General features: G+C 45.6%; 11 protein-coding genes. 4 read left to right on the top strand and 7 right to left on the bottom strand.

The features are described 5' to 3' along the window. Positions 1–81 precede the first annotated feature (81 nt). The gene (locus OL444_RS04700) at positions 82–1053 is read right to left on the bottom strand and encodes a peptidoglycan DD-metalloendopeptidase family protein (protein WP_264734388.1); all 972 of its coding nucleotides are present in this window, start codon (positions 1051–1053) and stop codon (positions 82–84) included. A 352-nt stretch (positions 1054–1405) separates the two neighbouring features. On the opposite strand from OL444_RS04700, the gene alaS reads away from it, so the two are divergent. Together alaS and OL444_RS04690 are read left to right on the top strand one after the other, a co-directional pair. After that, on the top strand, positions 1406–4024 hold the full coding sequence (gene alaS / locus OL444_RS04695; protein ID WP_264734389.1) for an alanine--tRNA ligase: 2619 nt from the start codon (positions 1406–1408) through the stop codon (positions 4022–4024). A 182-nt stretch (positions 4025–4206) separates the two neighbouring features. Next, a complete protein-coding gene (locus OL444_RS04690) occupies positions 4207–5223 on the top strand; it encodes a PDZ domain-containing protein (protein WP_264734390.1) in 1017 nt (338 codons plus the stop codon). Positions 5224–5276: 53 nt separating this feature from the next. Here OL444_RS04690 and OL444_RS04685 read toward each other — a convergent pair whose 3' ends face one another. Next, entirely contained in the window at positions 5277–6656 is a 1380-nt protein-coding gene (locus OL444_RS04685) for an aldehyde dehydrogenase (RefSeq protein ID WP_264734391.1), read from the bottom strand. A gap of 109 nt (positions 6657–6765) precedes the next feature. Here OL444_RS04685 and gatB point away from each other — a divergent pair, with 109 nt between their 5' ends. Together gatB and OL444_RS04675 are read left to right on the top strand one after the other, a co-directional pair. Next, on the top strand, positions 6766–8214 hold the full coding sequence (gatB, locus tag OL444_RS04680; RefSeq protein ID WP_264734392.1) for an Asp-tRNA(Asn)/Glu-tRNA(Gln) amidotransferase subunit GatB: 1449 nt from the start codon (positions 6766–6768) through the stop codon (positions 8212–8214). A gap of 69 nt (positions 8215–8283) precedes the next feature. Then, the gene (locus OL444_RS04675; protein ID WP_264734393.1) at positions 8284–9438 is read left to right on the top strand and encodes a TlpA disulfide reductase family protein; all 1155 of its coding nucleotides are present in this window, start codon (positions 8284–8286) and stop codon (positions 9436–9438) included. Between the two features lie 287 nt (positions 9439–9725). Here OL444_RS04675 and OL444_RS04670 read toward each other — a convergent pair whose 3' ends face one another. From OL444_RS04670 to OL444_RS04650, 5 genes are all read right to left on the bottom strand, one after another. Then, entirely contained in the window at positions 9726–11357 is a 1632-nt protein-coding gene (locus OL444_RS04670) for a RagB/SusD family nutrient uptake outer membrane protein (RefSeq protein WP_264734394.1), read from the bottom strand. Between the two features lie 12 nt (positions 11358–11369). Then, positions 11370–14522 (bottom strand): SusC/RagA family TonB-linked outer membrane protein, encoded by a 3153-nt coding sequence (locus OL444_RS04665; protein WP_264734395.1) that lies wholly within the window; start codon positions 14520–14522, stop codon positions 11370–11372. A 796-nt stretch (positions 14523–15318) separates the two neighbouring features. Next, positions 15319–16764, bottom strand: a complete 1446-nt coding sequence (locus tag OL444_RS04660; protein ID WP_264734396.1) for a SusD/RagB family nutrient-binding outer membrane lipoprotein — start codon at positions 16762–16764, stop codon at positions 15319–15321. Between the two features lie 18 nt (positions 16765–16782). After that, on the bottom strand, positions 16783–20019 hold the full coding sequence (locus OL444_RS04655) for a SusC/RagA family TonB-linked outer membrane protein (RefSeq protein WP_264734397.1): 3237 nt from the start codon (positions 20017–20019) through the stop codon (positions 16783–16785). A 504-nt stretch (positions 20020–20523) separates the two neighbouring features. Further along, positions 20524–21036 carry a hypothetical protein gene (locus OL444_RS04650; protein WP_264734398.1) on the bottom strand — a complete coding sequence of 171 codons (513 nt, stop codon included), beginning with the start codon at positions 21034–21036 and terminating at the stop codon, positions 20524–20526. Positions 21037–21053 lie beyond the last annotated feature (17 nt).

Here is a 21053-nt window from a genome sequence, read left to right as displayed (position 1 = left end):
TAGTTTTTGTTTTCGCGCAGCATAAATTAACTGCAAACAGCCGGCATAGCCAGCTGCAAGTGAATAGATTATCCCGAAAAATTAGTCAAATGACTGGTTACCGGACCGGGCCATTTTAAGCATACGGTCAAATTGTTCCGGTGTAAGATCATTGAAGAAGAAGTAAACCGGATCTACCTTATCGCCGTTTTTAATCACTTCATAGTGGCAGTGAGGACCGGTGGATTTACCGGTACTACCTACCCAACCCAGTACTTCGCCGCGTTTTACCGCCTGGCCGGCTCTTACTTTCATGCGCAACATGTGCCCATAAAGGGTTTTGTAGCCATAGCCATGTCTGATGATCACGTGATTACCATATCCCACGTCGCTTAAGCTGGCTTCTTCCACCGTACCATCGCCGGTGGCATAGATAGGCGTACCGCTGGGTGCTGCAAAGTCAAGCCCCGCGTGGTATTTCATGGTTTTATAAATGGGGTCTATACGGTATCCGAAACCGGAGGCAATATGTTTCAGGTCTTTATTGGCTACAGGCTGAATAGCCGGAATAGAGGCCAGCATCTCCTGTTTATTTTTCACCATTTTATCAATCTCCTCATAGGATTTCTCCTGAGCGCCGATACGGTTGGTCAGTTCTTTCAGCAATACAGAAGTGGAGGCGATGATTTCACTGCTGGCAAAGGATTGCAGCTGAGCAGCTTCTTCTTCCCGGTTGATTTTACCCAGGCGGGTACTGTCCGGAATAGGAGAGGCCTCGAAGATAACCCGGTAAATTTCATTATCGCGGTCTTCCAGCTCTGTTAGTTTTCCTTTCATTTCTTTCATACGGCCCTGCAAGGCATCGTATTTTTCTTTCATCCCTTCCAGATCACGCCGCAGCGATTTTTCTTTGGGGGAATCCAGCACCCGGTAGGCTACAGACAGGAAGATAGCGCCGGTAACAATAGCCGCCGAAACAAATCCCAGAATCCTCAGGATCTTTACCCGCAGCGATACTACGAGCTTTTCATATTTTAATGTTTGGGTGTTGTAAAAATACTTAACCTTCTTCATGCACCAGGGTATACTTTATGCGCCATAGTGCAGTGAACGCTATGACAGCAGATTTATTTCGCGAGGCACAAACTTTTGAATGAATGAGGAGCACACTATTTCCCGTGTTAACTTTTTTGCCAGGTAAGATAACCTGTTTTGAATAATCATGCAGGTTTCGATATTTTTGCACTCCCTGTAACACGGCGGGAAATTAAGGCGCACAAACCTAATGTAATTAGATTAAAACATCAACCTTTTGAATGTCAATTTTCTAACTACTTTATAAGGACTTGAAATACAACCACAAGCCCTGAATCAGGTGAAATGCAATTATAAGATATAAAATATATATTAATTCGTATCAATATTTATGACAGCATCTGAAATAAGACAGCAATTCCTGGACTTTTTTGCGTCAAAAGGGCACCAGATCGTGCCATCTGCACCTATCGTCATCAAAAACGACCCTACTTTGATGTTCACCAACGCGGGGATGAACCAGTTTAAGGATTACTTCCTGGGCAACAAAGTACCGGCGCACACCCGGGTAGTAGATACGCAGAAGTGCCTCCGCGTAAGTGGCAAGCACAATGACCTGGAAGAAGTAGGTATTGATACTTACCACCACACCATGTTTGAAATGCTCGGCAACTGGAGCTTTGGCGACTACTTCAAAAAAGAAGCCATCGCCTGGAGCTGGGAGCTGCTCACCGAGATATACAAAATCCCGAAAGACCTGCTCTACGTAACCGTATTTGAAGGCGACGCCGGAGACAACTTGCCCAAAGACGAAGAAGCCTACAACTTCTGGAAAGAACATATTGCGGAAGATCGTATTCTGTTAGGGAATAAAAAAGATAATTTCTGGGAGATGGGAGATACCGGCCCATGCGGTCCCTGCTCTGAAATACACGTAGACTGTCGCCCCGAAGCGGAAAGAAAAGCCGTAGACGGGAAAAGCCTCGTCAACGCAGACCATCCCCAGGTGATTGAAATCTGGAACAACGTATTCATGCAGTTCAACCGGCTGAAAGACCGCTCCCTGGAGCCATTGCCGGCCAAACACGTGGATACCGGTATGGGACTGGAACGCCTGGTACGCGTCATGCAGGGTAAAACCTCCAACTACGATACCGATCTTTTTATGGGTACCATTCACAGTACCGAATCCCTGACCGGTAAGAAATATACCGGCACAGACGAGAAAAAAGATGTAGCCTTCCGCGTTATTGCAGATCATATCCGCGCCATCTCCTTCACCATTGCCGACGGCCAGCTGCCGTCCAATACCGGCGCCGGCTACGTCATCCGCCGCATCCTCCGGAGAGCTGTACGTTATTACTTCTCTTTCCTGGATCAGAAAAAACCATTGCTGCACGAACTTGTGCCTGTCCTGGCTGCCCAGTTCTCACACGTATTCCCTGAACTGCAGCAACAGGTGGACTTTGTGAAGAAAGTAGTATTCGAAGAAGAAAACAACTTCCTCCGCACCCTGGAAAGTGGTATCCGCCGGATCGAAGACTTTATACAACATGCTGCTACCAAAACCGTAGACGGGCAAACAGCCTTTGAACTGTACGACACCTACGGATTTCCTTATGACCTCACCAGCCTGATTGCAGCAGAAAATAGTTTTGCTGTAGACCAAAAAGGGTTCGATGAGGCCATGCAACAACAGAAAGACCGTTCCCGTGCAGCCACCGAGCTGGATATGGGCGACTGGGTAGTACTGGATGAAAATGCCGGTTCTACTTTCATCGGTTACGAACAACTGGAAGGCACCACCAAACTCCTGAAATACCGTACGGTAAAAGCAAAAGGTAAAGAACAATACCAACTGGTACTGGGTCAGACGCCTTTTTATGCGGAAAGCGGCGGACAGGTAGGCGATACCGGTACCCTTCACTTCGGGGATGAAATCATCCACATAACCGATACCAAAAAGGAAAACAACCTGACCATTCACTTTGCAGATAAATTACCGGCGCAACCAACTGCCACTGTAAAAGCTGCCGTAGCCAAAGAGAAAAGACGCGATACCACCCGTCACCACTCTGCTACCCATCTGTTACATGCCGCCCTGCGCCAGGTTTTAGGCACACACGTAGCCCAGAAAGGCTCGCTTGTGAATGCCGATAACCTGCGTTTCGACTTCTCCCACTTCGCTAAAGTAACAGACGAAGAGCTGGCACAGATCGAAACCATCATCAATACCAAGATCCGGGAAAACATTCCGGTGGTGATCAAGGAATTGCCTAAGGAAGAAGCGATGCAACTGGGTGCGATGGCCTTGTTTGGCGAAAAATATGGTGATGTGGTAAGGGTAGTCATCATGGACCCGGCCTACAGCGTGGAGCTGTGCGGCGGTACCCACATCGGCGCTACCGGCGAACTGGGTCAGTTTAAATTTGTATCTGAAGGAGCTGTGGCTGCCGGCGTACGTCGCGTGGAAGCCGTTACCGGCGCACAGGCAGAAGCTTATATCAACGAACAGCTGCAACAACTGAAAGATATCAAAGCGGCCCTGAAAAATCCGAAAGAGCCGGTGAAAACAGTGGAAACACTGCTGCAGGATAAATCTTCCCTGGAAAAACAGGTGGAAGCCCTCGAACTGGAGAAGATCAAACAACTGGCAGCCACCCTGCGTGATCAGGCTGAAGTTATCAATGGTGTTAACTTCCTGGGCCAGGTGGTAAACGTGAGCAATGCAGAAGGCCTGAAACAATTGTCTTTCCTGCTGAAAAATGATATTCCGGACCATGTATTGCTGTTTGTAGCCAACATCGGCGGTAAAGCCAGCGTGGCCCTTACCATCGATGAGAAGCTGGTAGCTGCCAAAGGCTGGGAAGCTCCTAAAGTGATCAAGGAACACATTGCTCCGCTGATCAAAGGTGGTGGCGGTGGCCAGAAAACCTTTGCCACAGCTGGCGGACAGAATACCGACAAGCTGGATCAGGTGATTCCGGCCGTAAAAAATATCCTGCAATAATATTGCTTTAACTACCAATTGATAAAACGGAGATCATACCCGGCTGCATCGCAGCTATGGTAAGATCTCCGTTCGTTTTGTTAAGCCTTATTAACTAATTGTTTTTTAACTTTTTCTTTCCTGCACTCCCCTTTAATTTTGTTACTATAAGCTACATTTAAGTACCAAAAATACTGTGAAACATGACTAAGTTGCTGCAAACCCTGACCTTAGCAGGTTTTACCTGTTTGCTACTGGGCACGGATGCCCGGGCCCAGACCCCTTCCGGTGATAAAAGTAAACTGGGAGAATTCGATGAAATCGTCATTAAACATAAAAGTGACAAGGATGGTAAGGTAACTGTGGAAATTAAGGCCGGCGATATCCTCATTGATGGTAAAAACCTGAATCAGTTCAGCCATCCCGACATCTCCGTATTCAGAAGGCGGATCACCCCTATTGACGGTAATCGTTTAGGGTTTACCGATAATATGCCCGAAGGTGGACTGGAGCTGTTTAATGGCAATGAAGATGAAATAGTAACACCTAATAAAGCAGTATTGGGCGTGATCACAGAAAAGAAAACCGCAACGGGCGTTACGGTGAAAACGGTGGCCAAGGGCAGTCCTGCAGAAAAAGCAGGCCTTAAAACGGGCGATATCATCACACAGATAGACAACACCCTTGTAAACGAACCACGGGAACTGTATGAAACAATCGGTGAATATAAACCTGGTGATAAAGTAACCGTCACCTATACACGTAATAAAAAACTATCCAAAGCGGCCATTAAACTGGAAGAAAGAAAAGCAGGTGATAACAATGGCAGACTACGGGTATATCCTCCCGGCAACAGCGACCGCTTCTTTAACCTGCCTGTTCCTCCCGGAGGCCGGCCAGGATTCGGCGATCACTGGTTTAGCCGGCCGGAAAAAGAAAACGAATTAAAACTGGGCCTGCAGGTTCAGGATACTGAAAAGAATGACGGCGCACTGGTACTCGACATTACGACGGATTCTCCTGCAGCAAAGGCCGGATTTCAGCAACAGGATGTGATCACAGAGCTGGCAGAAAAACCGGTTAAATCAGCCGCGGATGTAGCAGAACTGTATCGTTCCTACCGCGACAAAGGCAGTATAACGGCCAAGGTTATACGCAATGGGCAGTCACAAACCCTCCAGATCAAAATCTCTAAAAAACTGAATAAAATCGATCTCTAAGCTTTATCATATGCAGGATGATGGATAGCATATGATCTCTCCATCATCCTGTTTTACATTATTTTCCGTATCACCTTCAGCTTCTTGCCAAATGGCGCATATTTCAGCGGCACATCCAGCCAGTTGGCGGTTTTCATGATGCCTTTACGGTGGGTGAACGTATCAAAACTATATTTGCCGTGATATTGCCCCGTACCACTGTGCCCTCTGCCACCAAAAGGCAACTCAGGATTGATCAGGTGCAACAATGCATTGTTCACACATCCGCCACCAAACCTCACCTGTTCTATCACCCGTTGTTCTGTTTTACGGCTTTTTGTAAATACATATAACGCCAGCGGAGCAGGCAGCTGTTTGATGGCGCCTATAGCCTGCGACAAATCCGTATAGGTGAGAATGGGTAATACCGGTCCAAAGATTTCCTCCTGCATCACAGGATCCGACCATTCCACCTCATCCAGCAGAGTAGGGGCTATATACAGCTTGTCGCGATCTGTTTGTCCGCCATGTATAATGCGGCCTTCCTGCAAATACGCTGCTACTGTATCAAATCGCCGGGCGTTGATCAGGTGTGAATAATCGTCACTGGCAGCCGGATTTTCGCCATAGAAATCAACAATAGCTGCTTTCATGGCTGCCACCAACTCTTCTTTTACCCGTTGATGCACCAACAGGTAATCCGGCGCTACGCAGGTTTGGCCGGCATTCCAGAACTTCCCCCAGACAATACGTTTAGCCGCTACCGTTATATTTACGTTTTCATCCACCACACAAGGCGACTTTCCTCCCAACTCCAGCGTTACCGGCGTCAGATGTGGTACTGCCAGCTCCATAATCTTTTTTCCTACCGGCATGCTCCCGGTAAAAAATACGTGATCAAAACGGAAAGCCATTAATGTGGGAATCACCGTACTGCCATCTCCTTCTACCACGGCAATGTATGCCGGATCAAAGGTATCGCTGATAAGCGCCGATATGACCGCCGCCGTATGTGGCGCCATTTCGGAGGGTTTGACGATCGCGCAGTTGCCGCCGGCAATGGCACCCAGCAAAGGGCAAAGCAGCAACATAAAAGGATAGTTCCAGGGGCCGATAATCAGCGTTACTCCCAACGGCTCCTTATATACTTTACTGCTGCTGGGATAGGTCACAAAGGGAGAGGTCACCGCTTCCGGTTCCATCCATTGTTTCAGGTTTTCCAGCATGTAATCAATCTCCTCATACATAAATCCTACTTCACTGACATAGGATTCCATCGGATGTTTATGCAGATCCTCCTGTAATGCCTGAATGATCTTCGACTCAAATTTTTTAATCCCGTTTTTAAACCGTTTCAGCTGATTTTTACGAAATGTATATGAATATGTATCCCCCGAATTAAAATAAACCTGTTGTGCCTGATAAAGCTGGCTTGCCTGTATATTACTTAACATAGGGTAAAATTTAAATATTGAGACCTTTCTCAATTTAGCAATTTATTGGAACCAGATAGCCCGGAATCCCGGCATTATTTGAATATATTTGTGCTAATCAGTATGGAATATGAGCGATATATACAGCAAATATGAAACAGTAATCGGGCTGGAAGTACATGCCCAGCTGCTTACCGCGAGCAAATTATTTTGTAATGACAGCGCAGCCTTTGGCGGCGCACCCAATACACATATCAGTGCCATTACGCTGGCGCATCCCGGTACCTTACCCCGGATGAACCGCAAAGCGGCAGAATATGCGATCAAGCTGGGGCTGGCCTGCCACTGCGAGATCGAGAAAAATAATTACTTCGCCCGCAAGAACTATTTCTATCCCGATCTGCCCAAGGGCTATCAGGTATCCCAGCATACAGCACCCATCTGTAAAGGTGGCTACGTAGCCATTGTAACCGAAGAAGGCGCCCGGCAGGTGCAGCTGAACCGCATCCACCTCGAGGAAGATGCCGGCAAACTGCTGCACGACCAGGACCCGGCTAACAGCTATGTGGATTATAACCGTGCCGGCGTACCCCTGGTAGAAATTGTGACGGAACCGGATATGCACTCCAGCGATGAGGCCTATGCCTATCTCACGGAAATGCGGCGGCTGGTACGTTACCTCGGTGTGTGCGACGGTAATATGGAAGAAGGCAGCATGCGCTGCGATGCCAACATCTCCGTTCGCCTGAAAGGTACTACCACTCTGGGTACCAAGGTGGAAGTAAAAAACATGAACTCTATCCGCAACGTAAAGCGGGCAATTGATAATGAAGTAAAACGGCAGATCGATCTGATTGAAGCCGGTGGCACCCTGGTGCAGGAAACCCGCAGTTTTGATGCTGCCAATGGCAGTTCCTTTTCTTTGCGATCCAAAGAAGAAGCCAACGACTACCGGTATTTCCCGGAACCAGACCTGGCGCCTTTCCGGCTCACCGATGCCTTCATTGAGGACATCAGGGCATCTCTGCCGGCATTACCGGAAGAACTGATCCGGAAATATACCCAGGAGTTCGGACTACCGGATTATGATGCCCGCGTGATCTGCGACGATAAAGCCACTGCCGACTATTTCGAAAGCCTGATCGCCCTTACGCCGCAATACAAGGCAGCAGCCAACTGGATACTGGGCCCCGTGAAGTCTTACCTGAACGAGCATACCATAGATATCTCCCGGTTTCCGGTAACGCCGGCAGCACTGGCAGCACTGATAACGCTAACGGATAGTGGAAAAGTAAGCTTCTCCATTGCTTCCTCCCGCATACTCCCGGAAATGATACAACAACCGGAAGAGCCGCTGGCCATAGCCACCCGGTTGAATTTACTGCAGGATAACAACGCCGACAATATTACGCCGATCATTGAGGAAGTACTGGCGAAGTACCCCGACAAGGTAGCGGCATTTAAAGGTGGCAAAAAAGGGCTGATGGCGCTGTTTGTCGGAGAGGTCATGAAACTCTCCAAAGGGAAGGCCGATCCGAGGCTGACCAACGAATTACTGGCAGAGAAATTGAAAAACTGAGGTAGCATTGCCGATAATTAGTTTATATTAACCAACTTTAGCCCAGATTAATGTTCAAAAAATAGTAGCATGAAAAAATACTTATTATGGATGTCCGCGGGAGCCTTCCTCGCAGGGTGCGCCGGACAAGAGGAAAAAGGAGCATTTAAAATAGACGGACAATTTACCCATCTCCCTGCAGGGCCGGTGGTATTGGAAGAATTGACGCTGGACAATGTGAAAGTAGTGGATTCCGCCAACGTAAAAGATGCCAGTGGTAAATTCTCCTTTAAAGGAATGGTAGCAGAACAAGGCTTGTACCGCATCCGCTTCCAGAACGGGAAATTCGTACTGTTGTCACTGGATGCCGGTGATATGAAAGTGGATGGTGACCTGGAGAACCTGGAGCAGGTTAAAATAACCGGTTCTGAAGCCAGTGCCGAACTGCAACAGTTCATGGGCGAAATCAGCAAACAATCCATCTTGCTGACCGAAGATATGCGCAAACTGGACAGCCTGCACAATGCAAAACTGCCCGACAGCCTGTTTCAACCGCAGTTAAAGGCAATACAGCAAAAGGAAAAAGATTTTGAAAACAGATTCTTCGATCTGGCAGAACAAACTAAAAACCCCGCTAACGCAGTTTTTGCGATCAGCCAGGTAAGAAATGCCGAAGAAATCATTGCACATAAAAAAGTAATTACCAGCCTTACTACCCGTTTTCCAAAGAATACGCTGGTAAAAAGTATGACTACTAAAATAGCAGAACTGGAAAAAAACGCACAGGGCGGTGATGCTGCCGGTGGCGAAGAACCAGCTGCTGCTGTAAAGGTTGGACAAACAGCGCCTGACTTTACCCTGCCGGATACCAATGGTAAGATGGTAAGTCTGAACTCTTTCCGGGGCAAATATGTACTGATTGACTTCTGGGCCAGCTGGTGCGGACCTTGCCGTCAGGAAAATCCTAACGTGGTAAAAGCATTCCAGCAGTTCAAGGATAAGAACTTTACTATCCTGGGCGTATCCCTGGATAAAACCAAAGATAACTGGCTGGAAGCGATCAAACAGGATGGATTAACCTGGACGCATGTCAGCGACCTGAAATTCTGGGAATCTGCCGTAGTGCCTTTATATGGCCTTAACGCTATTCCTTCCAATTTCCTGCTCGATCCTCAGGGTAAAGTAATTGCTTCCGATCTGAGAGGAGAGGCCCTGGTAGCCAAATTAAAAGAAGTGATCAAATAAGCCTTCAGGTTATATTATTTTAATAAGCCGGGATGACAACAGACCAATGCGGATAACGCGGCGACTGTACGTCATCCCGGCTTCGTTTTTAGGATGGTATGCTGTCCCTGATATCACTAAACCACGATCGCGTATCATCCTTAACGTGAAGGGTTATACGCGATCGTGGTGTGGGGCAGCTCAGGAAGCCCTCAAATAAAAAGTCCCGGGAAGAATCCCGGGACGTATTGTTAACTGAATATATTACTCATCATCTAATTAAATACTGAATTGCTTATTGTACTCAACTAGTAATTCGGATTCTGTGCATTTTTCAATGTAGGATTAGATGCAATTTCTGTAGCTGGTAATGGCCACAGGAACCGGTAGTGAGAATAAGCAAATCCGCTATACTTTGCCTCTGTAACCGGTCTGGTTACTGCATTATAGTTGCTGCCATCCGCTTTCAGCTCAGTAGGCAATATTTTCGCAGGAATACCGGAAGTACCGTATTGGGCATCCAGTGCCAGACGGTGAATATCCGGCCAGCGACGACCTTCACCTGCAAATTCAACACGGCGTTCATTTAATACGGCCTGTATCATATCTGCCGGAGGCGCAGTGATAATGTTTGGACTGGTAGGCAGCAGGGAACGGTTACGTACTGCGCTGAACAGTTTAAATGACTGTGCATTGTTACCCAAACGAGCGTATGCTTCTGCTGCATTCAGCAGTACTTCTGCATATCTGATCACCGGCGCCCAATCTGATTTATTCAGATAATCGCGGTATTTATAGTTGAAGTAGTAGTTCTGGCTAGGTTTGCCATCTACTTTCAATGTTTGTTTGAACTGCAGTTTTTCCCGACGTAAGTCATCCGCAGCCCAGAAAGTAGCGTTAAACAAAGCAGGACTGGTAGCTACCAGACCACGGCCTTTCAACTCAGCAGGACCGAACATGGAAGCCAGCGCACCGTTGGTACCGGGGTTGGTAACCGCGTTGTTCGCAATAGAGAAGATAGACTCTGTATTCTGATCTGCTTTCAGGAAAGGACCATCCGGGCTTTCTGTCAGTTTGAATCCCTGAACAGGGCTCACGAAAGTACCGCCCTGGTCTGCGCCCAGTTTAGTAGCTTCGTCGATCACCCCTTTCCAGTCACCCATGTGCAGTTTAATCCTTGTTTTCAAAGCAATAGCAGCACCTTTGGTCGCTTTTGCAATGGTAAATGCAGGGGCGGATGCAGCCATATGTGTTTCTGCATAATCCAGATCAGCCAGCATTTTGGTATAATCTTCCTTCACGGTTCCACGACCTATTTTCATAGCAGCCTGGATTTGTTCCGGTGTGCTCACCGGCAGATCCCTGTAAGGAACACCCACCTGAGAACCAGCACCATCTGCATAAGGACGGCTGTAGTGAATCAGCGCTTCATGATGTGCGAGTGCACGCAAGAAGCGGGCTTCTCCTTCAATCTGGCCAGCCTTTGCTTCGGTGATAACACCATTCTTCGCAGCAGTACGCACCCCATCGATCAAAGTATTCGCCTGGTTGATCAGCGCATACAGGTTCACCCACATCTGCACATTGTTGGCAGAAGTAGGGCTGTAGGTAGCCTTGTAGGTAAATTCGTAGAATGCCTGCAGGTTGATCATATCTTCCCCGCGCATTTCGTCCTGCTCAATGGCAGCCGAACCAAAAGGATAACCACGACCCACCGTATAGTCATCATTGTAACTACCAATAGCAGCAGTGCTATACATACCATTCACCGCCAGCTCAATCGTTGCCGGATCTTTAAAAACAGATTCAGACGGATAGGCATTTTTAGGCGCCAGTTCAGTAAATTTTGAACAGGAGGCAGTTCCCAGCGTGATAGCCAGTAAGGCTGCAGTAGCGGTTCTCATACCTCTGTTATATTTATATGCGAATGTATTTCTCATGTTCGTTAAATTTTAAAGTCCTACGTTGATACCGAATGTATAGCTACGGGGAACAGGGTTGGTGTTGTAATCCAGACCAGGCTGAGTGTTGGCTTTTGAATCAACATAGGTATTCAACTCTGGATCCAGACCGGAATACTTAGTGATAACAAATGCATTCTGTACCTGTGCATAGATACGGAAGTTGTTCAGCTTCATTCTATCCAGCATTTTCTTAGGCAGGGAATAACCCAGACCGATGTTCTGTGCACGGATAAAGCTGCCATCTTCCAGGAAACGGCTGTTCATGTTACCACTCTGTAATACGAAGTTATCGGAACCGTAGTGCAGTTTAGGCACATCCGTTACCTGACCAGGCGTTGTCCATCTGTCCAGGATTACTTTACCGTTGTTCTGGAACTTCATGTTGCTCAGACCTTCCTGACTGGTAACATTGTATACTTTATTACCACCGGAGAAAGATAAGAAGATGTTGAAATCAAATCCTTTGTAGGTAACCGTGTTGTTCAAACCACCATAGTAGGTAGGTGTAGCCTGACCCAGGATCTTTTTATCCTTGGCAGACAAACCATCGGCAGATTTGGACACATCGCCCGGATTAGCCGGATCGTATGCATAGTAATTACCATTTTTCTTATCATTGTCAGCTCCCTGATAAGCCTGTACAACTGTACCGTCACCTTTTACCCATAACTGATTACCGTTGGCAGGGTTTACACCGGCAGACTCATAACCATAGAAAGCTCCCAGTGATTCACCTACGCGGGTCAGGTTATAAGGGTAAACGATATCCGCACCATCAACCAGCGCAGTCACTCTGTTCTTTACAAAAGAGAGGTTGAAGGAAGTAGACCAGGTAAAGTCACCTTTCTGAATATTCAGGCTGTTAATAGTGAACTCAAAACCTTTGTTGTACATCTTACCTACGTTGGAGTAGAAAACGTTCGGCTGTGTAGAACTTGGCACACCCAAAGACGGAGGCAGCGGGGACGCCAGGATCATGTTGTCGATATCATTTTTGAAGTAGTCAGCAGTGAACGTGATACGATCTTTCAGGAAAGCCATATCAAAACCAACGTTCATTTTTTTGCTGGTTTCAAAAGTCAGATCAGGATTGTATACCTGGTTAAAGGCTACACCCAGGAAAGAACCATACAGGGAAGGTTTGTAAGTACCGGCATAAGGATAGGCACCAATTTCTACGTTACCTACTTTTGCATAACCACCACGCAGTTTCAGGTTGCTTACAAAATTCAGCCAGGAAGTATTCTGGAAGAAATTTTCCTGAGACACTCTCCAGCCCACAGACACACCCGGCAGGGTTACATTCTGTTTGCCGATTGGCAGGGAAGAAATCGCATCTCTACGTAAAGTACCGGAGATCAGGTAACGGTCTTTGAAACCATAGTTCGCTCTTACAAAGTAAGACTGGAAAGCGCGCTCCAGGATGTTACCACCCACTGTATGCGTGCTAACGCTGTTATCGATCAGGTTATTGGTACCAAAGAAAGGGCTGGTCAGGTTAGTACCTTGTCCGCTAAAGCTTCTTTCTCTTGTTTTCTGATTTTCCATACCTACTACGGCATTGATGTAATGGCTGCCGATAGTTTTGTTATAGCTCAGGGTATTTACCCAGTTGTAACGGAAGTTGGGAATAGACTGCTGGAATACCAGTCCGTTCAGGTTTTTACCATCACCATGGGTACTGTTCCAATATTGATAATCTTCACCATTCAGGTAGTTAATACCTAACTGGGTTCTCAGATCAAAGTTTTTCAGAATTTTCACACTGGCAAAAGTATTACCGGTGAAGTTCAGACTTTGGTTACGGTAGATATTGTGATCCAGTACATATTTAATGTTGGTATAGTTATCGGTGATCACCAGTTTGTTGGCGCCGCTACCCAAAGTATTGGTGGTGCTCAGGTTGTAGCTACCATCATTCCACTGTGCCGGTACGTTAGGGAAAGCACGCATGGCGTTGGCCAGGTTACTGGACAAACCAACCTGGCTGGTGTTCAGACCATTGTTTTTGATGTAGGATACGCCGGCATTTACACCTACGGTTACTACATCCAGCACTTTCTGTTCAACTTTCAGACGCACCTGGTATTTAGTCTGGTCGTTACCTACCAGAATACCTTTCATATCGGTATAACCGAGGGAAACGTAATAGTTGGTCTGATCTGTAGCGCCGCTCATGGAGAGTGCATGATTCTGTTGGAATCCTGTTCTGGTCACTACTTTCTGCCAATCTGTATCGTAGAAGCCACCAGCCGGGTTAGGGGTTGGGTTGGCATATTTTTCAGGATCAGAAGGATCTGCATTGAACAACTTCTCATTGTTGATCATTACAAATTCATCTGCATTCAGCAGTTTGAAACGCTTGGAAGGGGTAGCAGCAGCTAACCAGCTATCGTAGGTTAAACGTGCTTTACCGGATTTACCTCTTTTGGTAGTTACCAGGATCACACCGTTGGAAGCGCGGGAACCATAGATGGCAGTAGCTGCACCATCTTTCAGTACTTCCATGCTTTCAATATCGTTCGGGTTGATATCACCCAACGGGTTGTTTGGCGTAATACCACTCTGGCTACCGGTGATGTAGGGAACACCATCAATTACATACAGCGGATCAGCGCTGCTGCTGATACTGTTTGTACCGCGGATACGAATACGGGCAGGTTGGCCGAGCATACCGCTGGAAACCGTTGCCTGCACACCCGCTACCTGACCAGCCAGCTGGCGGTCGATACTGGGAGCTGCCGCGTTTTTCAGGGAAGCACCTTTAATACTGGAAACAGAAGCAGTCAGGTTTTTACGTTCTACCGTACCATAACCTACTACCACTACTTCACTCAATCCTTTTTCATCTGTAGCCAGCTTCACATTCACAATAGATTTACCGGCTACATTGAGCTGCTGGGTAGCATAACCGATAAAGGAGAATTCGAGAGATGACGTATTTTCTGCAACAGTCAGTTTAAATTCACCAGTAGCTGTGGTCAGTGTACCGGTAGCACCATGGGTCACTTTTACCGTCACGCCGGGTAATGGTGAACCATCTTTTGCATCGGTAACTTTACCGGTGATTGTTCGTGATTGGCCCAACACCTGCAAAGTGCTGATAGCCGCGAACAGCCAGAGAAGCAATCCTTTCTTCATAAGCGATTTTGATTTGAAAAAATAAAAATTGATAAGTAATAGTCTAGATTTTGTGCATGGCAATGCCCTTAAGCATTATAGCTTCCAATATAACCAGTAGGAATAAACGAAAATAAGTGCTGCTGTTGCGGGCGAATGTTCCGCGAATACAGTTGAATGCTACATACTTTGTTGTTCCCTCATAAGCAACTCCAATTTGATTCTACTAATTTTAATGATTCAGGTTCTGTCTACAAAAATTCAACGCTTTTTTACAGCTTTTCTACATAACTTAAACGAATAAACGAAAATAGCAAGCCTACCGGTTACGCACTGGTATACCGCCTCTATTACAGGTAAAATTGTTACGTGACAGGTGTTGCAATCAGCCAGCTAAAAGCAGGCCGCATCCGGTTTTCCGGACAACAGTTGATCACCTACAACCTGACTGATTAACACTTCCCGCTATAGTTTTGAGAAAAAGATACTTTTCCCGTTGGCATAAGCAGGCATGGTAACAAATACACTTCAGTTGTTCTGATAAATAATACGTAAAAGGAAAAGTTTTTGCAGCTTGTTCCTCATAAGCATTTGTGGTTCCTACATACACATCTGTTAACAAAGCAGTAATAATATTCAGCTATAAAAAATAATTTCTATAAAAGAACAGTTACTACCTATGAAAGTAACGTGATGAGAACAAATATAATTAAAAAATGAAAAAAAGAAATTAACATTTTCATGTTATGATAAAAGAAAAGGGCTGCCCATAAGAGCAGCCCTTTTTTCAGTTATCAGGTAAAGCAATCAGATATACTTATTCAGCACCACCAGCCCACCAGATTTTGTTTTTGAAAATGTTCACAGATGGTACGTTTGCCGGATTTGAACTTACCTCACTGGTAGGATAAGGCAATCTTTCCACGAAGCCGTAGTTGGTCAATTGGTTTTGCGGATTATTCATGGCAGGAATCCGGGTTCTGCGGTAGTCATTGTATGCCTCAATAGATTCAGACTCGTAGAAAGAGATATATTTCTGTGTCAGGATCTCTTTCAGGTTATCTGCCTGGGTAGTACCCAGTAAAGGCACCACTTTGTTGTTATAATAATCGGTAGCGCCACTTACGTTGTAATAGGCGAATGATTCCTCTATAGCTCTCTGTAAAGCCGGTCTGAAATCCAGTCCTTTTCTGGCCTGCGCCTCTGCCTCGATGAATTTCAGCTCATGGAAACTCATGAGTGGAGTAGGCGCTGTTTTGGTCCCCAAAAGTGAAAAGGAATAATAATTCCCCTGTGACTGTTCGGCTGTTCCACTGGGAGCAGGAAATACCGCTCCGTCTCTCAATGAAAAGTAGGCGCCCATACGCGGGTCCTGACGAGCAGCCATCAGATCCACCAGTGTTTTACCAGCTGCCAGGTATTTCCTATCTCCCCAGAACTGCGACCAGGGGTTTTCTCCTCTGGCAGTACCATCATACCTGGTAAACTTGAACTCCTGTGCTGCATTTACAAACCCTTTAGGCACACACTCCAATACAGAGTCTATTGCTTTTGAATCTACATTGTTCATATGCAGGAAATACCGTGCCTTTAAACTCCAGGCTGCTTTGATCCATTTGTCAGCTGTCCATGAACCAGCACCAGTGCCACCGTACAGGAGATCATTGGCTCTTAGTGCTGTCGCAATATCGCCAGGCACCTTTACACTCAGATTCTCAATACCTTTGTTCAGGTAAGGCAGTATGGTACTTTTGTATATATCCTGTTGTTTATCAAAAACAGGTTGAAAATTTCCTGCACCTTTCAACGCCTCCTTAAAAGGTACCTGGCCCCACATATCCGACACCACGGCAATATTGTAGGCCATCAGTACCTGAGCAACGCCCAGCACGGTCTTATTTTGCGGCTCACTACCCTCAGGAGAACATTTTTTAATGATATCCTGCAGGATCATCATGTTGTCATATACAGCATTCCAGGAATTATTGGCCAGGGAAGAAGCTTTTACGCCAATACGGGTATCTGCATCCAACATTTGCCCCCAGGTACCGGCATTATGTTCAATGAACACAGAAGCATACCACGCCAGATCAGTACCTGTAGTACCAAAGGCTGATTCTAGTGTTACAGAAGGAATCTGATTGATCGCCGCTACATCAGCGGGGTTATTCCGGTCCCGGTTTATTTCATCCATTATCTTATCTGAACAGGCAGAGAAAGACAATGCGATAAAAGATCCGGCTATATATTTCCAATATTTCATAACTATCCACATTTAAAATTAAAAAGTAAGATTTAAACCACCACCGAAGCTACGTGTTTGCGGGAGTGACATATAATCGAAACCACCCTGCATGTTACCATTACCCTGTGACGCTTCAGGATCGAAGTTTGGCAACTCTGTCCACAGCAGGATATTACGGGCAGATAAAGACAGCGTAGCTGCTTTAATGAACTTAGTACGTTCACAGATCTTACGTGGCAGGTCAACTGATACGGCTACTTCTCTCAGTTTCAGGAAAGAAGTTCCATAGATGTTGGCTTCTGAAATGTTGCCTAATACGTTATTGTATAATGTCTGGAAGTTATTGGCGCCTTTAATAACAATATCATTAGCCTGGCCACCGGTGTTATCATCTTTTACGGTAGAAGCTTTTACACCTTCATAAAGCAGCTGGTCAGTAGCACGACCTTCCGTTTTCTTGGAAGCACCATACAGATTCATCAGCCTATTGGCGCCAGAATACATCTGACCACCTTTTTTCCAGGCCAGCAAAGCATTTACACGGATAAATTTGTAACGCAGCCCTGTGCTGAAGTCCATGAGGAAATCTGGTGTTACCAGACCGATTACTTTATCAGTACCTGCCAGCGGCATTCCGTAAGTCTTGCTATTAGGATCATCATCAATCATCATCTTACCTTCGCTGTTACGCATGAAGGAGGTACCATAAATGGCAGGATAAGTGTAACCAATAGCGGCACGCACCTGTGGATCAGTAAATCCACCCAGGTAGATATTTTCTACTCCTGGAGCCAGGTCAATTACCTTGTTGATTACTTTAGTATAGGCAATATTCACATTCCAGTCGAAATCAGCCGTCTTAACCGGCAGCAGTTTCAGGGTTATCTCATGCACATTGGCGGACATTTCACCACCATTTTTGTACTGACTACCGTAGCCGGTAGAACCAGCCAAAGGCACGGCAAATATCTGGTTAATGGTATTTTGTTTGGTGTAGGTATATTCTGCAGAAATGCGGTTATCCAAAACGCCCACTTCAGCACCTAACTCTATGGATCTGGTGTTCTGCGGTTTCAGGTCTCTGTCATACAAAATACCATTTGGCCTGAATCCAAGTACGGAGTTAAACGGAAACACGATACCGTCTGTAATAAAACCACTACCGGAAGTATGTCTGGTATATACCAGCGGAGAGTATGGACCAGCAGTACCTACCTGGGCAACAGATGCTCTTACTTTAGCATAAATTCCTTTGTCCTGCAGGGCTGGCAGTTCACTCACTACCCACGCCAGGGAAGCAGATGGGAAGAGGAAAGAACGATTACCTTTCGGCATGGTGGAAATATATTCATTACGGGCAGAGATATTCAGGTATACCATCTTTTTCCAGTCTAAACCTGCACTTCCATAGAAACCAACTCTTCTTTCCTTGAATTTGGCTTCTGTACTGTTTTGAGAAAGGGCATTACCCAGCTGATGAAATCCTCCTACACTGAAACCAGTTCCTTCTTCAGCTAATCTACGTACAAAGTTGTCGTTTACTTCATTACCTAATAAAACGTTCAATTTGAAATCTTCACTCAGCTGCTTGTTGTAGGTAAGGTTTAACAGGGAGTTGAATGTACGGTTCAGGAACATCCTGTTGATGATTCTACCACCACCTGGAACGAGCGGAGAAGGAACCGCATTATCAACGGTACTACCAGCAGTAGGAGCAGATCCCAGCTCATATATTTCTTCCATATCTGTAGTGTAGATATCAGTACCCAACTGATAACGCACGTTTAAATCCTTGATCGGATCATAGGAAATATAGGCATTACCGAAGAAACGTTTGGTCTTTTCATTGAAGGAGTTAAACTTATTAGACCAGTACGGGTTATCAAAAGTACCTGTTCTGTAGGAAATCTGTTTGTAAGGTTTGCCTTCTTCATGCATTGGCGTACCTTTCATATCATAGGTAGCAGGAGCACCATAGATTTCAAACAGGATACTGTTATTACCGCTAGGCAGTTTGTCAATATCTACTGTAGACAGGTTAAAGCTGGTTCCGATTTTTACTTTAGGACTTACATCAAAGTTACCGGCAAATTTTGCATTGTATCTTTTCATACCAGTGCTGGGTACAATACCTTTCTGAGAAGTATTGGCGAAGCTAATAGCATAGTTACCCATACTACCATTCTGAGACAGACTCACAGAAGTATTGGAAGTATTACCGGTCTGAAAGAAATCTTTCGGGTTATTGTAAGCCAGTGGCAGTACCCATGCTTGTTTCTGCGGGCTCCAGTAACGGCCACGGGTCGCATCAGTAGGGGTGTTATTATTGTAGGCATTACCTACGTTACCACCATATTTGGGATTATCCGGCAATGTGCCAATTTCAGGCCCCCATGCGAGAGAACCCAAATGGCCATAAGTTCCGCCTGATCCCTGTGAATAGGTAGATTGTATCTCCGGCAGTCTGGAAATCTGGTCAGCCTGATAGTTGGTAGAAACACTAATAACTGGTTTACCTTTTTTATTGCCTTTACCACTTTTGGTAGTGATCATGATCACACCATTTGCCGCACGCATACCATACAAGGCAGATGCAGCCTGACCTTTTAATACGTTCAGTGTTTCAATATCATTAGGATCAATATCTATAGAACGACCGGCAAAGTCGGCACCGGTTACACCGTTACCTGTTACATTATAGTCTGGATTACTGTTGATCGGCATACCGTCCACTACATACAGCGGAGCGTTGTTTCCATCGAAGAAACGCGCACCACGGATGAAGATCTGGGCAGATGCACCCGGCATACCGCTGGATGGTCTTACTTCCACACCGGATACTTTACCCTGGATAGCTGTAGCCAGGTTAGGGTTGGCGCCGCGTACCAGCTCGTCTGCTTTTACGGTACCTACGTTATAACCCAGTGCTTTCTTTTCACGGGTTAAACCCATCGCGGTTACTACCACCTCATCCAACTTCTTGTTGTCGGCGGCCAGGCGCACATTCACCACTTCTTTACCAGCGGATTCTGTTACCTGTGTGTATCCAATGAAACTAAAAATAAGGGTGGCATTTGATGGTACTTCTATTTTATAGGAACCATCTGCATGTGTAACAGTACCGGATTTAGTGCCTTTTACGACTACCGAAACACCTGTTAAAGGAGCGCCGTCGCTGGCATCTGTAACCCTTCCTTTAACGGTTCGTGATTGAGCAGAAGCGTGCAACACGCTAATGGCCACGACAAGCCATAAGAGTAATACTCTTTTCATAAGCAATTCAGATTTTGTATAGATTTCAGTTAACCAATTACAACAAACGGGAATTAAAACATGACGGAACGTATTTCATCTACTATCAGATCACAGGTAACGTCAGAATAACGGCATAACAATACGACAAGTGAAGTCACACACTCTATTTGGCATGTAATAAGGGTATGACAGCATTGGTTCGCAAACACAGAAAATAGCAGAATAAGTATAACGGAATTAAGTTCTCGTCAAAAAGTTACTTCCTGAAACTTTAGATTTTGATTATTATTAAATAATTAAACGCTTCAAATAATTAAACTTCCTGCAATATAGCAAAAATAGAAAACACTTGGTGATACAACTAAGATAGTATTTTTATATGATCGCAATTGAGTATAATAATGCTTGACAAGTTTACTTTGTCATCAAAATAATAAAAAAACATCGGATAACAAGATTTCGAAAAATCCTGTTATCCGATGTTTTTTATTAGGATACCGGCTCTTTTTTGCCGGCAACAAATTATAGTTTGGTATACCTGATGCTCAGACTGGAACCAGGATAGTTAGCTGCATCCGGGCCATAGGGTTGCGCCACCTGGTTACTGAACATCGTCACCGTCAACCCGCTGTTCATGTATACATCCAGCCCTATTTGGAAGTAATCATCCTTTACCAGCGAGGCAGCCGTTTTACCAAACAAGGCAGCCAATTGCGCAGCAGTAGCGGTAACGGCAGTAGGGTAGGCGGTAATATCTGCCTTTAATACTTTTACATTGGTACGATCTCCTTTGAATATCACTACCACATCCATTTTCCGGGGTTTCTCATCATCCTTGAAGTAAAGATCTGCATTGAATTTCGCCTGAAATGTATTTACATCACCAATATTTGCATCTGAACCAGCTGCTTTGGTAATCAATGGTATAGATGCCCGTTTCAGATCATCCGGCAAACGGGGATTCTGATCTTTCTTACATGCTCCTGTCAACACCATCACACTGATTAGTACTACTAACTGTATGAGCTTATTCATATCCTTATGTTTTTAAC

It is taken from the genome of Chitinophaga nivalis (assembly GCF_025989125.1).
In the GTDB taxonomy this organism is placed as follows: Bacteria; Bacteroidota; Bacteroidia; order Chitinophagales; family Chitinophagaceae; genus Chitinophaga; species Chitinophaga nivalis.
The sequence above is the reverse complement of the archived record's forward strand: the minus strand, read 5'-3'. Positions and strand labels throughout refer to the sequence as shown.

Excerpts from the sequence above, each read along its gene's own strand:
- OL444_RS04660 (WP_264734396.1), bottom strand. The coding sequence starts at position 16,764 with ATGAAATATTGGAAATATATAGCCGGATCTTTTATCGCATTGTCTTTC.
- OL444_RS04670 (WP_264734394.1), bottom strand. The coding sequence starts at position 11,357 with ATGAGAAATACATTCGCATATAAATATAACAGAGGTATGAGAACCGCT.
- gatB (WP_264734392.1), top strand. The coding sequence starts at position 6,766 with ATGAGCGATATATACAGCAAATATGAAACAGTAATCGGGCTGGAAGTA.
- OL444_RS04700 (WP_264734388.1), bottom strand. The coding sequence starts at position 1,053 with ATGAAGAAGGTTAAGTATTTTTACAACACCCAAACATTAAAATATGAA.
- OL444_RS04665 (WP_264734395.1), bottom strand. The coding sequence starts at position 14,522 with ATGAAGAAAGGATTGCTTCTCTGGCTGTTCGCGGCTATCAGCACTTTG.
- OL444_RS04690 (WP_264734390.1), top strand. The coding sequence starts at position 4,207 with ATGACTAAGTTGCTGCAAACCCTGACCTTAGCAGGTTTTACCTGTTTG.
- OL444_RS04675 (WP_264734393.1), top strand. The coding sequence starts at position 8,284 with ATGAAAAAATACTTATTATGGATGTCCGCGGGAGCCTTCCTCGCAGGG.
- alaS (WP_264734389.1), top strand. The coding sequence starts at position 1,406 with ATGACAGCATCTGAAATAAGACAGCAATTCCTGGACTTTTTTGCGTCA.
- OL444_RS04650 (WP_264734398.1), bottom strand. The coding sequence starts at position 21,036 with ATGAATAAGCTCATACAGTTAGTAGTACTAATCAGTGTGATGGTGTTG.
- OL444_RS04685 (WP_264734391.1), bottom strand. The coding sequence starts at position 6,656 with ATGTTAAGTAATATACAGGCAAGCCAGCTTTATCAGGCACAACAGGTT.
- OL444_RS04655 (WP_264734397.1), bottom strand. The coding sequence starts at position 20,019 with ATGAAAAGAGTATTACTCTTATGGCTTGTCGTGGCCATTAGCGTGTTG.